The 15,693-nt window shown below is 46.9% G+C and carries 14 protein-coding genes; 3 read left to right on the top strand and 11 right to left on the bottom strand.

All coding sequences use genetic code 11. The features are described from left to right. Positions 1-181: 181 nt before the first annotated feature. Positions 182-1,804, top strand: a complete 1,623-nt coding sequence (locus RIC07_RS20240) for a TM0106 family RecB-like putative nuclease (protein ID WP_446396131.1) — start codon at positions 182-184, stop codon at positions 1,802-1,804. A 158-nt stretch (positions 1,805-1,962) separates the two neighbouring features. Next, the gene (locus RIC07_RS20235) at positions 1,963-2,214 is read left to right on the top strand and encodes a hypothetical protein (protein ID WP_446357609.1); all 252 of its coding nucleotides are present in this window, start codon (positions 1,963-1,965) and stop codon (positions 2,212-2,214) included. Positions 2,215-2,276: 62 nt separating this feature from the next. Here the strand turns inward: RIC07_RS20235 and RIC07_RS20230 are convergent, their stop codons facing one another. The 11 genes from RIC07_RS20230 to RIC07_RS20180 all read right to left on the bottom strand — a co-directional run bounded on the left by RIC07_RS20230 (position 2,277) and on the right by RIC07_RS20180 (position 14,195). Beyond that, positions 2,277-2,468, bottom strand: coding sequence for a hypothetical protein (locus RIC07_RS20230; RefSeq protein WP_446396092.1), 192 nt, complete (start codon positions 2,466-2,468; stop codon positions 2,277-2,279). 107 nt (positions 2,469-2,575) lie between these two features. Beyond that, positions 2,576-3,214, bottom strand: coding sequence for a ThiF family adenylyltransferase (locus RIC07_RS20225; RefSeq protein WP_446396091.1), 639 nt, complete (start codon positions 3,212-3,214; stop codon positions 2,576-2,578). Positions 3,215-3,458: 244 nt separating this feature from the next. After that, positions 3,459-3,680, bottom strand: coding sequence for a hypothetical protein (locus RIC07_RS20220; RefSeq protein WP_446396090.1), 222 nt, complete (start codon positions 3,678-3,680; stop codon positions 3,459-3,461). 228 nt (positions 3,681-3,908) lie between these two features. Then, positions 3,909-4,829 carry a hypothetical protein gene (locus tag RIC07_RS20215; protein ID WP_446396089.1) on the bottom strand — a complete coding sequence of 307 codons (921 nt, stop codon included), beginning with the start codon at positions 4,827-4,829 and terminating at the stop codon, positions 3,909-3,911. A gap of 139 nt (positions 4,830-4,968) precedes the next feature. Then, on the bottom strand, positions 4,969-6,219 hold the full coding sequence (hpsP, locus tag RIC07_RS20210) for a hormogonium polysaccharide biosynthesis glycosyltransferase HpsP (protein WP_446396130.1): 1,251 nt from the start codon (positions 6,217-6,219) through the stop codon (positions 4,969-4,971). A gap of 263 nt (positions 6,220-6,482) precedes the next feature. After that, entirely contained in the window at positions 6,483-7,652 is a 1,170-nt protein-coding gene (gene hpsO / locus RIC07_RS20205; RefSeq protein ID WP_446396088.1) for a hormogonium polysaccharide biosynthesis glycosyltransferase HpsO, read from the bottom strand. 199 nt (positions 7,653-7,851) lie between these two features. Continuing rightward, positions 7,852-8,844 carry a hormogonium polysaccharide biosynthesis glycosyltransferase HpsN gene (gene hpsN, locus RIC07_RS20200; protein ID WP_446396087.1) on the bottom strand — a complete coding sequence of 331 codons (993 nt, stop codon included), beginning with the start codon at positions 8,842-8,844 and terminating at the stop codon, positions 7,852-7,854. A gap of 139 nt (positions 8,845-8,983) precedes the next feature. Continuing rightward, positions 8,984-10,678: a hormogonium polysaccharide biosynthesis protein HpsL gene (gene hpsL / locus RIC07_RS20195; protein WP_446396086.1), complete on the bottom strand. Its 1,695-nt coding sequence runs from the start codon at positions 10,676-10,678 to the stop codon at positions 8,984-8,986. Between the two features lie 295 nt (positions 10,679-10,973). Further along, positions 10,974-12,437: a phosphoglucosamine mutase gene (gene glmM / locus RIC07_RS20190; RefSeq protein ID WP_446396085.1), complete on the bottom strand. Its 1,464-nt coding sequence runs from the start codon at positions 12,435-12,437 to the stop codon at positions 10,974-10,976. 164 nt (positions 12,438-12,601) lie between these two features. Continuing rightward, positions 12,602-12,757: a hypothetical protein gene (locus RIC07_RS20185; protein WP_446396084.1), complete on the bottom strand. Its 156-nt coding sequence runs from the start codon at positions 12,755-12,757 to the stop codon at positions 12,602-12,604. 1 nt (position 12,758) lies between these two features. Further along, positions 12,759-14,195: a pentapeptide repeat-containing protein gene (locus tag RIC07_RS20180; protein ID WP_446396083.1), complete on the bottom strand. Its 1,437-nt coding sequence runs from the start codon at positions 14,193-14,195 to the stop codon at positions 12,759-12,761. Between the two features lie 287 nt (positions 14,196-14,482). Here RIC07_RS20180 and RIC07_RS20175 point away from each other — a divergent pair, with 287 nt between their 5' ends. After that, a complete protein-coding gene (locus RIC07_RS20175) occupies positions 14,483-15,322 on the top strand; it encodes a prephenate/arogenate dehydrogenase (RefSeq protein WP_446396082.1) in 840 nt (279 codons plus the stop codon). Positions 15,323-15,693 lie beyond the last annotated feature (371 nt).

Raw genomic sequence — 15,693 nt, 5'->3', positions numbered from 1 at the left:
GAACTTTCGCACCAGCTATTAATGATAACGTTTATTCAAAACCCGCCCTAACCGAGTTTTAAGTTATGAGTTTTGAATTATGAATTTAAAGTCCTTGTTCCCTGTGCTACGAAAAATGACGGAGCGTGCTTGGCGCTTCGCGAATATGAGCAATCCCCAATCCCCCATCCCCAATGAAGCTATGCTGCTGACGGATGAATTGCTCCTCTATTACAAACGCTGTCGGCGTCGAGCGTTTCTCGATTATTCTGGTGATCCGAGTCAAAAAGATCCGCCCCAAGATTTTCTACTGAAACTGCGCCAAGATAGTTCGGCGCATCGGCAAGCTATCCTCAAAAGCGCAGAATTCGAGGGAAGCTATGGTTCTGCCGGAGAAAGTCCACTCCTATCCTTATTACCGACTGGAGCAAACCTGACACCGATACAAACCCCTAACTATGGGCGAGATGATTGGCAAGCGGGAGCGCAGGCGACGTGGGAGTTGATGCAGCAAGGCGTCGATTGTATCGCTAAGGGACTTTTGCTCAGGCAAACGGTTGAGGGAGTCACGCTGCTGGGTGCTCCTGATTTATTGCTCAAACAGCCAGGACAGTCGATTTTTGGGGATTGGATGTATGTTCCCGTCTCGATTAAATTCGGCAGGCGGGCTAAGGCAGATTATCAAATCATCGCGGCGTTTCATGCCCATCTTTTGGCTGAAATACAAGGAAGTTTGCCCAGTCAGGCTTGGTTAATTTTACGGCGTCAAAATGCCTACTCGGTGACTCTGGATAAATGGCTACCCTTGATGCAAGCGGAGTTGGCTGACTGTATCCAAACGTTGGGACAAGCTCAAGCGCCGGAAGTCTTTATCTCACGGCAAAAATGTGGGCTTTGCCATTGGCATAGTAGCTGTTATGCGATCGCGCAGTCTCAAAAGCATATTTCGTTGATACCCGGTGTTACGCCAAAGCGCTACCAGAGTTTACAGGAGTTAGGGATAACGACGGTAGAATCCCTTGCCCAAGCTGAGATTAGCACCTTGGCATCCGAGTTTGGCAGCGAAGTGGGATTAAATTTAGTGCAACAGGCTCAATCGATTCAGCACAATCGGGTGATTCTGCGTCAGAGAGTTGAGTCAGCTAGAGAGACTCCACCATTCGACAGGTTGACGGAATCGGAGAACAATGCCAATGGTGCTGGAGTTAATTCTTACTCAGAGTTTCAGCCTTCCATGGGATATACGGATCGATTACCCCAAGCCTCTGTCGAACTCTTCTTTGATATCGAGGCTCAACCCGACTTAAACCTGGACTATTTACTAGGTATCTTGGTAGTTGATCGCTCCACCAATACCGAGACATTTCACCCCTTCTTGGCAGAACATCCCGACGATGAAGCCCTGATCTGGCAGCAATTTTTAGAGTTGGTGTGGCTCTACCCGGATGCTCCCATCTTTCATTTTTCGGATTATGAAGTTGAAACTGTCAAGCGCTTAGCTAAACTTTACAAAACCCCATTCACCCAGCTACAGCCCTTACTGTCGCGCTTTGTCGATGTTCATCAGCAAGTTATGAGTACTGTTACCCTACCCGTGGAAAGCTATTCACTCAAACATTTAGCGCGGTGGTTAGGCTTTGAGTGGCGCGATGCGGCGGTAACGGGTTCTCAATGCGTCTGTCTCTATGAACAGTGGCTGACAACAGGCGATCGCACGGTACTGGAGATTATTCAACGCTACAATGAAGATGATTGCCGTGCTACTTATCACTTGAAGGACTGGTTATGCGGATTTTTGCAGGCAAATGCTTCCACCTCTGCCTGAAGAATACGAAGTTATGCAAAGATTTCTGAAAAAACCCGAACTGGTTATTAATATTACAATTTTCTCTAATCAATCAATGTTAGCGTAGATAACATTGAGGGTTTCGCAGTCGTTGAATCGGATGGAAGCCCTCTAGGAACTTTTAAGAGGTGATCGCTATGCTTCCAATCTTCCTGATTCTCTTGATCAGCGCCATCGCAAGTCTCTGGCTGTCTTTACGCGCCTCTCACGAAGTTTCCCGGGTTTTAGCTATAGGTAGTGCTATATTTTGCTTAATTTTTGGGTTTGCTATGGCACCATGGGCTATTCAGGTTTTGATTGTTCTGTCGCTTCTGGGCATCGAACGGTTATATCCCTTCCGGAAAACAGCCGCTGAATTGGTTACTCTTTCTCCGACCAAAAGACGATGATTTGTTTGTTGAGGTCTACTCCAGACTATCATGCATTCAGCCAGGGAGTCTATTCCCCCAATCTATAACAGAAAAAATTTAATAAATAGAATGCCCCAGCTTTTGCGCTGGGGTATTTTGACTGTTTCAGCTTTGCGGGCTGACCCATCAAAATAATCTTCGGTGACCTTGGCGATAAAATCTCGTTTACGACAACCTGTGAGTTTCTCGCTGGCATCTTTGAACGTAGCTAGTACAGTTTGAGCTGGTATCATCCTGATTCTCTTGTGATAGCGTGCAATAGCATTGCCGCCAGTTTGCCTCCCTACCCTTTACAATGACTGGTATTCTATTTTTCCGTAAGTCCCTTATTCACCAACCCCTACGGATTCAAAGGTTTAACGGCTAAATCGGCTAACGTAATCGTGAAATTTTGTTGCTTTTCAGTAGCGACAAAGGTAATAATCACCTCACCAGCAACCGCCACCGCCAGCATAACTAAATTTCGTGCTAAGGGATAATCACAAATATCATCATTGACTGGTGAGGGAACGCGATAATTATCGTTCCAAATGATTTCCGCATAGTCACTTGCCAATCCCACATGCAAACAGGGAATTTGCACTTGTTGACAATAGTCTTTCACCGCTTGACGGGCGACACTATTGTCAAAGGTATCAATGACTAACTGACTATCCCGAAGTAATTGAGAACAGTTGTCCGCCGTTAGTTCTTTGGCACGCCCATCTACGGTGATACCCAATGCACGATAGAGCGTATTTGTCAATATCTTAGTTTTATAAGCACCAATATCAGATTTGTAATAGGGTTGAGTAGAAAGATTGCGTTCCTCAATGCGATCGCGATCGATTACCCGTAACCTGCCAAATCCAGAACGCGCCAGGTTTTCGGTCAGATTTGCCCCCAGCGCCCCAGCCCCGCATACGGTTACCGGAAACTCCTGCAACCGTGTCATCAGGGCGGGTGTTCGATAGAGGTTTTCGTGAAAGAAAATAGACATTAAGTAGGTGGGGACAATTAAAGTTAACGGCAGAGATCGTCATTCGTCATTCGTCATTCATCATTCTCGTTTTCATCGAGAAGCAAGCTACGTTTATGTAAGGGTTTGAGGAACATTCACAGAACTTAACCTAGTTCGGTTTATGTCCACCGACCTACTTAGTAATACAATTGGGCAATCACCGCGTTCGCGAAGCGTGTCCGCCGGACGTATCGCGACATAGCTAATGGCTAGTTTAAAACAACTAACCGTTCTCAATGACTTTAACAAAGCCATGTCGCACCCCATAGATTAATCGAGTCACCGCCTCCTCATGATCTGAGGTAAAGGCATTATCCATCGGTGTGATCAGCAATTCATACCAGTCAGAGTGACTGATTTGACCCTTTTTCATGCTTTGAGCAAAGAGTTGACTAAAGTCAAACGAGTTACTGATTTTTCTCTGGTGCGCTTTTTTTGTCAGCATCTTATGTCTCTGGGTTTAATAGAGATTGTGGTAGACGATAACTAGATTGTAGTCAAGATTCAGGGGTAGTTTTTTGAAATCTTCGTAAAGAAATGTTGGTCAGTAGGGGGATAAAATTAAAGTTGACGGTTGAGATGGGAAACGGGGAACAGAGAACAGTCAGAATTTGACGCTTGTTTACATTTCTTAGTGCAGGGGACAGCATTCATGAACCCTACGCTAGCTGTTCTAGAATCGGGCTTCGATCACACCAACCAGGGATTGTAAATCAAAGTCGCGATCGCAACCAGAAAGACAGATTCCCGAACTCATCACCGTCAAATCCCCCTTAGCGATCGCAGAAGTATGACGTTCCCCATCACGAGTCGTCCATTCCACTTGCCAAAACTCGCCGCGATCGCGAAATGTCCGCAATCTTCCACCTCCCATCTGTAACGCATCCCGCAACTGCTGTTCATCAGTTCGCTCAGCTTCCCCAGCTCCCCGCTCAGCTTCCCCAGCTCCCTCTGCTCCCCCAGCTCTCCCTGCTTCTCTCGCTTGACGTCGATGTTGTTCTCGCTGCTGATAAGCAGGTGTTTGTTGCAATACGAGTTCATAAACCGTCAGCATTTCCGGTGTCATTCCCGCAAACCGCACCTGATCCGGTAGAGTAACTTGTTCTAACTGTTCTCGTAACTGTTCAGTCGGCTGAGGTTCAGCGCGTCTGTCGATTTCATCAAACCAAAACGCCGTACCATCAAAACGGGCAATAATCGGTTCAAATGCAGCACCTTCGCTAACTAGATGTACAGGTACAGGTTTAACCATACCCAAACGTTGCTGCATATCCGATTCATTAATGGGATAGGCTAACCAAGTCAATGAACGCAACGGATAAGCTAATCGTAAGCGCAGAGGTTTTAGTAATTTCAGATACTCCGCTAATTGAGGTAAACTCGCCTCTTCCACCACCTCAGCCGTTTTCTCATCCACAGGACGAAAAATACCCCATCCTTCAAAGTCAGGCGGTTGAGGAGTAAACGTATAAATCAGATTAGCCACTGACGTGCGAACCTTTCCCCCTTGAACACAGGGAGCAAGAAACTCGGTATCCTGAAGTTGGGTTTCTTGGGCGGCGATTTGGTTGAGCAGGTTATCAATGTCTGCCATTATCAGTTATCAGTTATCAGTTATCAGGTGTCAGTTATCGGGAGATGGCGAAGATTGTGTAGGGGCGGGTTTCACTACTAGCTTTTGAAATGGTGCGTTACGCTCCGCTAACGCACCCTACACCCGCCCCGACTGTACATCAATTATCAATTATGTTTTGATATGCCTCAATCATAGTCTGCGCGATCGCATCCCAACTATAATGCTGTAGGGCATAATCTCTAGCATTGACTCCACGCCGTTTTTGTTCCCCAGCATCCCTTAATGCTTCCCGTAACGTTTGCGTCAACGACGCTACATCACACCCACAAACCCATCCCGCCTCCGCCCCCTTCACCTCTGGGCAAATATGCACCTGATCTGAAATTACCACAGGAGTCCTCGCCACCATCGCTTCGGCGACAGCAATGCCAAAGTTTTCATAATAAGAGGGTAAAACAAATAGATCCGCCTTTTGGAGCAACGCCGCTTTTACTTCCCCCTCAACAAACCCTGTAATTGTCGTATGAGACGATAGCGGCGACGCCTGAATCTGTTGTTGAACTTTACGTTCATACTCTGGATCTTGGGGATTCGCACCAGCTAAGATAAACTGAAACCCTAACCCTTCAGCCAAAAGCGCTTCTAACGCCGGAATCAGTAAATCCAATCCCTTCTTCGGATCAATTCGAGACATAAATAATAGGATTGGGGATTGGATAGAGACGTTCCCTGGGAAATCTGTAGGGGCGGATTTAGGGACTTTTGTTTCGCTATTAATGATATCGTTTGTGCAAAACCCGCCCTGACGTGGAGACGCGCCATGGCGCGTCTCTACATCCTCCGGAGGCGTAACCCCCAAGGGAATCACAATATCCGGCGCATTCGTACCAAACCGTTGAGAAATTTTCGCCTCTTGTTGACTGGTAAAATGAATACCCGCCGCCCCCGCTAAATTAGCGCCTTCCCACAATCCAACATACACTTGTTTTAATCGCCGTTTCTTCTGTAAATCCGCCGGATCAAGCGTACCCAAGGGACGCAAAATATAGGGTAAATTTCGTTTTCGGGCGACTGTCGCAGCAGCCGTACTCACGGGTGAAAACAGGGCGTGAATATGCGCCAGATCAAACTCCCCTGCATGTTGCCACAACCAACGTAATAAATCGAGGGAAAACTTATAGCGACGGAACGGAGAACACCGGAAATATCGCACCTGATAGCCATCCTGGGGAACAGGTTTATCTAAAGGAACATCCAGTGGCGGTTGACCAAAATCCCCATTACTATCAGTCGTCAATATCGTAACATCTACCCCTTGATTCGCTAGCGCTTTAGAAAGCCCCAGCACCATTTGACTCGGACCCCCATAAACCAGCGAAATTGAAGGGACAATTTGTAAAATTCGCATTTTTGTCATTCGTCATTTGTCATTTGTCATTCGTCATTTGCCATTCGTCATTTATCATTTGTCATTCGTCATTTGTCATTCGTCATTCGTCATTCGTCATTCGTCATACTCACTCCCTTAAAAAGAAACCCACATCATATCATCGCCAATTATTTCCAAATCCTATAAAAATCAAGTCCCAATCCTATCACTCCCTCTGCGCCCTCTGCGTAAACCTCTGCGTTCTCTGCGTTAAAAAAATATAATTTCGATACCCCCTCTCATCATTCAATAAGTCTCTGATAAAAATCCAACAACTGCCGCGCCAAAGCCTTATTCGTATACTGCCTCATAGCCCGTTCATACCCCAACTCAGCCAACTGATTCACCAACTCCGGCTGTTCCATCAGCGATACCAACTTGCCACGTAACGCTTCTACATTCCCCTCCGGAAACACCAAACCCGCATCCCCAATCACATTAGGAATTTCCCCCGAATCCGACCCAATCACAGGCACTTTCGATGCCATCGCCTCAATCAAAACATGACCAAACTGTTCCTTCCATCCCGCCGCCGTTAACGTTTTAAACTTGTACGTCGTCTCAGATGGCAAGACTAAAATATTCATCAAATTGATATAATTTGGCACTTCGTCATGAGGAACACTTTCCACCCAAATCATCCGGTCTTTAATTCCCCATTCCACCGCCTTTTGTATTAACACAGTTTGCAAAGAACCCCGCCCTAGCAGTAACCACTTCCAGCGATGTTCCTGGATACCCGCTAAGGCTTCCCCTAACGTTAATAACCCTTTTTCCTCAACAAATCGCCCTACAAATCCGACGACAAACTCATCGTCTTGAAGTCCTAGCTTACGTTGTAACTCTGGCTGGGCTTGGGGACGAAATCTGCTTTCATCTACACCTAATTGGGGCATCACGGTATAAGCCCCTTGATAACCATGTTGCTGGAGGACTTCCACCGCATCCTGATTTCCCGCAACCAGTCCGTGGGTATTCTGAAGGTTATAATCATGCAATATTGACAAAGGAAACTTAACCTGATAGGGTAAATTCCACCAAGTAAAGAAGACATTTTTTGCCTTAAGTCCTAACAGTTGATTCAAGGCAATGAGTTGGGCATATCCTAATGCTTTTGCACCTTGTTCAACTTGAATGATCTGGGGTTTAAAGTCTCGCAATAAGCCAAGTATATCCGTGCCGAAGGTGAGTAATCCCTGGTTGTTTTGGCTAAAGTTAGAGATAGGGACAACTCGAAATGAACCCTCTTGACGCGGTTGGGTTTCAATGATTTTATTTTGTACGCCCCCTGGACGCCAGCGACGGGGTACGACTACGGTGACTTCAATATCAGGTTCTAAGTTGGCGAGTTCGCGTAGCTTTTCGCAGTTAAGATCAACAATATAGGTATGACTGGCAACTAGAATTTTCATTTTTTTAGAGGGAATAGGAAATAGGGGAGATGGGGGAGATGGGGGAGATGGGGTAGATGGGGGAGATAGGGAGTTATCTCAACACTGAGTTAGGGCGGGTTTTGTACTAAGGTTACTATCAATCGCGACAAGAGAGTCCCTAAATCCGCCCCTACAAACCATGCCAATTGAAAGTCGCGAAGGGTCAAAACGTCCCCAATCAACCATCAACTTTTTTATCCAACTGGGTATAAACTTGTCCCTGATCCCAAATGGACTGGATTTGAGTTTTCAGGGCGTCGATAAATCCGATAGTGTAGAACCCTGCACGAGTAACAATTTTAATAGGGGAACCACTCTTGTTACAGGGTGGATTTCCGAGAACGTGACAATCAAAAAGCTTGGCGAATAAGCGTACCTGCTGACTGGGGGTGAGGTTTTTCAGCGCCATCAGAAAATGATTGTGGTAAAACGTGACTTGGTATTTTAGCGATCGCGTACTAATATCATGACAACCGCCCGTCTCTTCGCCTAAATGCACCAAAGAGGCATCGGGATCATACCAAATCTGATACCCCGTTTGCCGCAATCGCAGACAAAAATCTGACTCTTCCCGCACCGCACTTCCGCGAAATCGTTCGTCAAACCATATCCCATGCTTGGTAAAAATCTCCCGACGGTAGGACATATTACAGCCTCTAGCGGAAATCACCCACTGCGGTTTAATCGTATGCACTAGGTCAATGTGATACCAAGCAATTCCGGGGTCCATCGCCTGAGGGGGTAACTCCTCAATTTCATAGTCTCCTTGATGTTTTTTCTGAGAATCGGCTAGCTTCATTCGGTCAAACACTCGCCCCGCAACCGCCCCAACCTCCTGACGTTCATAGTTCCGGGCGTGGGCTTGCAAATACCCAGCAGGCATTTTCACATCATCATCGATAAACACAATAATTTCACCCGTCGCCCGTCGCACAGCATAATTTCGCGCCCCAGGTAAACTCGCCCAGTTCACCCGAAACCATTTAATTTTCTGGTCATTCGCCAGTTGTTGTAAATAGGCTTCGATTTCAGGTTTGTGGTTTTGAGTTTGATCAACCACTAAAATCTCAACAGCGGGATAGTCTTGCTTGAGTACATCTTCTAAGGTATCTCGCAAGGGTTCCTCGCGTTCATAAGTGGGAATAATGACTGAAATTAACGGCTCATTCACGGCTATTTTTTGAAAGGGTAATTGTTGATTGTTGATTGTTCATTGGTAATCCTCTTCCCCTGCTCCCCCTGCTTCCCCTGCTTCCCCTGCTTCCCCTGCTCCCCCAGCTTCCCCAGCTCCCCCTGCTTCCCCTCATACACTAAGAGGCTGCTGGGGTAGCAATTCGTGGTTTAGATACCTTTTTTTTACCGTTCTTTTGTACGTCAGATTCATCCTGTTGTTCGACAAGTTTCTGTTTTCGCAGTTCCTGTCGGTCTATCTTGGGTAAGGCTAGGATGACCCCTGCAAAGAACCAGTAGTAGACCGCTACGGGGTCTGTATCCAAAGGATACCAATAGGTGTTATAACTGATAATCAACACAAAAACCCAATAACTAGAGCCAAAACTACGTAAATTTTTGTCACGCACTGACTGTTTGGCTTTAAATGTAGTAAATGTCAAGTGCGTCACAAACGCCAAAAATGCTAGGGTTCCGATGGTACCGACTTCAAAGATAAGTTTGGGATAATAGGTTTCAACCAGTGAAACATCCCCAAAGGTGCGAGTAGAATTCGTGGCTCGTCCTAAACCATTACCGAGCCATCCCTCAGTGTTATAAGTCGCCCATTCAAATTGTTCTTGAATGAATGCTTGTGGGGGTGAAGCCTCAGCACGACTCTTAAAACTGTCAATTCGTTCCTGAACCAGTTCGGGATTCATGGCTAAACCAATCGCAATCAGCAAGCCGAGTCCCACGCCTATTGGAATAAACCGCTTGAGATTCGTTATCTGACCTGTGAGGATCAACAAAAGTATCGTAATAGCTGGAACCAAAGCCAAGGCAATTCGCTGACCGCAGATTACCGCATTGACAAAAACCAGTGCCATACCTGCCAAACCTCCAATCCGCCACAAAAAAGACGAATCGCTAAATGCGGCGGCAAATGTCAATGCGCTATTGCCTATCAAGAACCAACCCCAGTGCCAAGGAGACACAAAGGTTCCTGGCAAGCGAATCATATTCTGTGATGGACTGTACAGCAAAGCGCCACCAATATAACAGCGAGCCTCTAAGCTTGCCTTAAATAATTCAACCCCGGAGAGGTGATCCGTACCTCTACAGACACCCTGCTTGAGCATCATGTACTGCCACAGCCCGAGCAGACAGCAAATAATTGCCAGACCTAGATGTAAGCGGCTACAAAAGAGCAACTCCTTTTTACTTTTGAGCAAATGTTGAGCGCAAAAAATCAGGGGAACATATCCTAGGAAAATTTTCAAGCCCAAAATTCCTTGAAGAAAAGGTTGTCCTGACGCCTCGCCTGTTAAATGTAAACCGTTGACAAAGAATAATGTCAACAGAGAAAACACCAAGCAAATACTCAGTGTTGACATCAGGCTTTGGGGAACAAAGAAGGGTTTCTTTTCGCGTCGGCACTGTTGATATAAGCCAATTAGGGCAGGAAAATATAATCCATCTTTGGCTAATTGGAGTAGGGCGCTACCGCCGAGGGTATATACAACCGTGCCGCTAAAGGGCATATAAATGAGAAATAACCACAGTGCCTTGCGGGGATATTTATAGGACAGACCAAAACAAGGTATGATGGCTCCGGCGATTACGCCCATCTTTGGTTCAGCAACCACACTCGCGATCGCCCCTAGGAATATCCCCGGCAATAGCGTCATGAACAGCCATTGAATCAGTTCTTGGCGCTGCTTTTGCGCTTTACGCTTTTGGGCTAACTGCTCCTTCAAACTCAGGAGAGGGGCTTCAGACTGCTTTGACTGCTTTTTTCCTTTTTTTGAAGTTTTCGATTTTTTTGATTTTGATTTCGATTTCGATTTAACCATGGCAAAGCTGTCACGTTGCCCATTTCTTTCGATTGTGGCACATCCACACGCCAGGGTGCAGGGGTAGGGGAGCTGGGGACGCAATGTAGAGACGTAGCATGCTACGTCTGGGAGCTGGGGGAGCAGAGGGAGCTGGGGGAAGTTCTCATATCCTTTCCAGAACCGTTATCATTGCCTTCTGCCTCCTGCCTTTGAACTTAAATGGAATGGTACTGACTGGTATGCTGGTGGGCAGTGCCCACCCTACTGTATATCAATGGTTTCGGCGATCCCAAAATGCTTATTTCAGTGCCATTCAAGTTAAATGTTTTTCCACAACAGAAACCAGTTTAGCTGTCCAGTGCGTCGCCATTTGCGCTTCAATGGCTTCTACCATCACCCGAATGACGGGTTCGGTTCCCGATGCTCGGACTAAAACTCGCCCTTGATCTGCCATCACAGTTTGAGCTTGGGAAATCGCATCCATCAGGGGTTGACAGTCTTGCCAATGTAAACGGCGATCGCGGTTTTCGACGCGCACATTTTGCAGGAGTTGGGGATAGGTCTGGAAGCTTTGATCTACTAAGGTTTTCAAGGAAACCCCCGACTGACGTACCAATGAGGCTAAATGCAGCGCCGTTAACATACCATCGCCAGTCAAGCCGTAATGGTAGCAAAGAATATGCCCTGATTGTTCACCACCCAGCATAGCTCCACTGCGATCCATTGCCGCTTGCACATATTGATCACCCACAGCCGTTCGTACCAGTTTACCGCCACTGGCTTTCCATGCCCGTTCAAAGCCCAAGTTAGCCATAACCGTGGCAACAATTAAATCATCTGGGAGTTGATCCCTTTGTCGTAACGTTTGTCCCCAGAAATAGAGAATATAATCACCATCAATAACTCGACCTTGGCTATCAACTGCCATCACTCGATCCGCGTCACCATCAAAGGCAAACCCCATATCAGCCGACTGTTCTCGTACCACCTTCTGGAGACAGGCTAAATGAGTTGAGCCACAATTAACATTAATGCGATCGCCATCAGGTTGATTATGTAAGCAAATAACCGTTGCTCCCAACTCAGAAAAGACTTGTTCCGCTAACCTCACCGAAGCCCCCCACGCCAAATCCAGGACGATTTTCATCCCCTGTAAATGGGTTACAGAGTGCAGGGGACGCCGTAATGATTCCAAATAACGTCCCACTAATTCCGGTCGGTGATAATGCTGACCTTGAGTATGAGCAATCACAGCCGTATCCACTATACCTCGGATACCTGCCTCAATCTGTTGCTGCAATTCCCCTGGCAGTTTTGTTCCTTGAGCGCTAAAAAACTTAATCCCATTGTCTTCTGGGGGATTATGACTAGCAGAAATCATCACTCCACCCATGGCTTCTGAGAAACGGGTAAGATAAGCAACCCCAGGTGTAGGACATAACCCGATATTCCAAACCTCCAATCCCGCTAAGTTTAAGCCTTTACTCAGCGCCGATGCCAACATATCGCTGGAGTTTCGCGAGTCCTGTCCAACAATCACTGGACCCAATGCTGAGGCTTGCGAATGTAAGACCTGACCTGCCCAAAACCCAATTTGTAGCGCTAATTCAGCCGTAAGCAGTTCTCCTACTCGTCCCCGAATGCCATCCGTACCAAATAGGGGAGTCTTTGGCAGGGTTAGCGATAAATCCGTTAGCGTTCCATGAGTTGCAGATTTGTATAGATGTCTGGGGGTAAAACGATGGAAGTCCTGACGGCGGACAGGAGACGTAACCATAACTTGAATTTCCTCACACAACACAATACTGTGGAGGATAACACTTTCTTCTATGGTTGTTATAAGTCATTCGTCATTTGTCATTCGTCATTTGTCATTTGTCATTTGTCATTTGTCATTTGTCATTTGTCATTTGTCATTCGTCATTCGTCATTCGTCATTTGTCATTGGTTATTTGCTCCCCCAGCTCCCTCTGCTCCCTCTGCTCCCCCAGCTCCCTCTGCTCCCCCAGCTCCCTCTGCTCCCCCAGCTCCCCCAGCTCCCTCTGCTCCCCCAGCTCCCTCTGCTCCCCCATCTCTCCGACACCCGACACCCCACACCCTACACCCCCTTCATCAACGGCTTACCAAAGGCAGGATGGTAGTAAGCTGTCCAGGTTTGATTGTGAGAGTTGGTGATGATGGTTTGAGTGGGAGCTTGGAAGAAAGGACTCGACTTCCTAAAATCCACTGCCATTTTTGACTGGTCGATCCCTTGGTTAAGGGTTTTCCGGAACTCTTGAATGGATTGGGATGTTTTAATTCCCCACTTTTCCCGAACACTCGGTTCTAGCTTCTTGAGCAATGTGATAATATTCTGCTGGGTAATCGTGGCATCGTTAAACGGGACAATACCTAAGTAAGCAATAATCAACAACTCAGAATTACTGGCACTGAAAGTCAAAGAGGTTTTCCGCACGCCAACGTTCACATTGGGGGCTGTATTGAGAACGGGGAACGTCTGCGCCAGTTGATGATAAACCCGGATTAGAGTTAAATTCGCGGTTATATCTAAAGGAGCATCAATCAGAATCGTGACAGTGGGTAGGGTTTCATTAAAAAACTTGTGCGATACTTCTTCCGTTGACAGGTTAACCACCCGGCTGCGATCGCCCTCTGGACTCAAATCAACCCACTCGCAGACAATACCTTGGGTTTTCAAACCGACACGAGACACGCCATGCAATTTTGCTCCCGTGAGAGTTGCCCCAGTTAAATCTGCCCCAATCCAATCGGCATGAATTAATCGCGCTTGGGTCAGATCAGCATGGACTAAACTGGTGTTGAGCAAATTGGCATGAGTCAAATCTGCCCCGGTTAAATTCGCACCACTTAATTTCGCCTCACTCAGATTTGCCCAACTGAGATTAGCACCACTCAAGTCAGTCCAGCGCAAGTTCGCACCACTGAGATCCGCACCCGCTAAATTGGCACAACTGAGATTGGCTTGTTTAAATTCAGCCTGTCGAAAATTGCTATTACTCAGATCACTACGACTCAAATCGGCGGCGTTTAAATTGGCACCTTCGAGTATTGCTCCGGTGGCAAATGCCCCGCGTAGGTTGGCTTCGCTCAGATTCGCCCGGTGTAGTTTGGCGTCTCTCAGGGCGGCTTCTCGCAGATCTGCACCACTGAGGTTGGCTTCTGTGAGGTTAGCACCACTTAACTTGGCACGAATTAGTTCCGCCCGAATCATCGCCGCCTGCGTCAGTTGCGCTCCCCCCAAGTCGGCTCGAATCAAATTGGCAACGTTGAGATTGGCTTTGGTTAAGTTGGCTTTGGTAAGATTTGCACCACTGAGTCTGGCTACATTGAGTCGCGCCCGACTCAAATTGGTTCCAATTAAATAAGCACCACTGAGGTTGGCTACACTTAAGTTGGCTTCACTTAAATCGGCTCCACTGAGATTAATCCCACTCAGATTGGCTTCGGCAAGGTTTGCACCGGAAAAGTTTTTCACGCCAGCCGCATATTTTTTGAGAATTGCCGTCACATTCATTAATGCTATCCTTAATTGAACTGCCAGAGGATACGTTTTCAAGGAAAGCGCTACCGAGTGGTGTTGTTATCGGATCAAGTTTCCCAGTAGAGTGTCAAGGTAGAGTTGAGTGGGATCGGTTAAAGTCATTCTCCCTTGTCTTACTTAATCCTCTCCCACTGGTAAAGGGTAGCGCCTAGCCTAATCCAATAATGATAGTTGGGAAGGGTGCTAAGACTCTCTCACTCCAGCTTTGCCTAAAACATTTAAATGAGATTTGATCAGCTTAGCGTGGATGGCATGGGATCATGAAGATTGGGATTGTTGGACTTGGACTCATTGGCGGTTCCCTAGGACTAGATTTGAGAAAATTAGGTCATTCTGTCTTGGGAGTGTCTCGCCAAGACTATACCTGCAAGAGAGCCATTGAACTCGGTGTCGTGGATGACGCGAGTGTCAAAATGAACCTTTTGGCAGCGTCTGATATTATTTTTATTTGTACGCCAATTTCAGCGATCGCGCCAACGCTTCAGGCGTTAATTCCCCATCTATCCCCTGACGCGATTATCACGGATGTGGGTTCGGTGAAAACGGCGGTGGTGGAAGCGGTGACCCCTCTGTGGCATAATTTTGTCGGTGGACATCCGATGGCAGGTCGAGAATCGAATGGGATTGAGGCGGCGGTATCGGGGTTATTTACTGATTGTGCTTATGTGTTGACACCTCTGGATACGACGCCAACCGACGCGGTGAAACAGGTTGAGCATTTGGTGCGATCGCTTACCAATCGGGTTTATTTCTGTAGTCCTCAGGATCATGATCGCGCCGTGGCTTGGATTTCTCACCTACCTGTGATGGTGAGTGCGAGTCTAATTAATGCTTGTATCGATGAAACTGATCCGATTGTCCTAGAGTTAGTGCAGAAATTAGCCAGTTCCGGGTTTCGGGATACCAGTCGGGTGGGTGGCGGAAATCCAGAGTTAGGGGTGATGATGGCGCGTTATAACCGGGACTTTTTATTGCGATCGCTCTTATCCTATCGTCACCGTCTCGATGAATTGATTGAACGGGTTGAGCAAAGCGACTGGCAAGGCTTAGAACAGCACCTGCAAGACACTCAAGCCGCGCGATCGCAATTTTTCTCCTAATCCCTAAACTCAAAATCTCCCCACTGTTTTCCTCACAAGATGCCGTGAACAGTCAGAGTGGGGTCAATACGGCAATGGATAGAGAAGCCGGATCAGCAGAAATTAGAGCTTGAGCATTATCTTATGTACCGCTTCTAAAAACCTAGACAAACCTACCCATAAGTAATTCTGCCTTGGTATAAGTCCACGGTGTAACTTTTGGTCGATGACCGTTAACGCTTGCGCTTGGCTGATACCCGGCATTGTTGCTCGATATCAGCCTTAACCAACGGCTCCCAGTTAGAGACACTATAGTAATCGTGTCTACGATTGACTACAGGGCATCGACCAATAAAACTATTAAATTGATATAGAGCACTCCATACGTGCTT

The organism is Coleofasciculus sp. E1-EBD-02 (genome assembly GCF_040218245.1).
Taxonomy (GTDB): Bacteria; Cyanobacteriota; Cyanobacteriia; order Cyanobacteriales; family Coleofasciculaceae; genus Coleofasciculus.
This window is presented reverse-complemented; position numbering and strand designations above follow the sequence as displayed.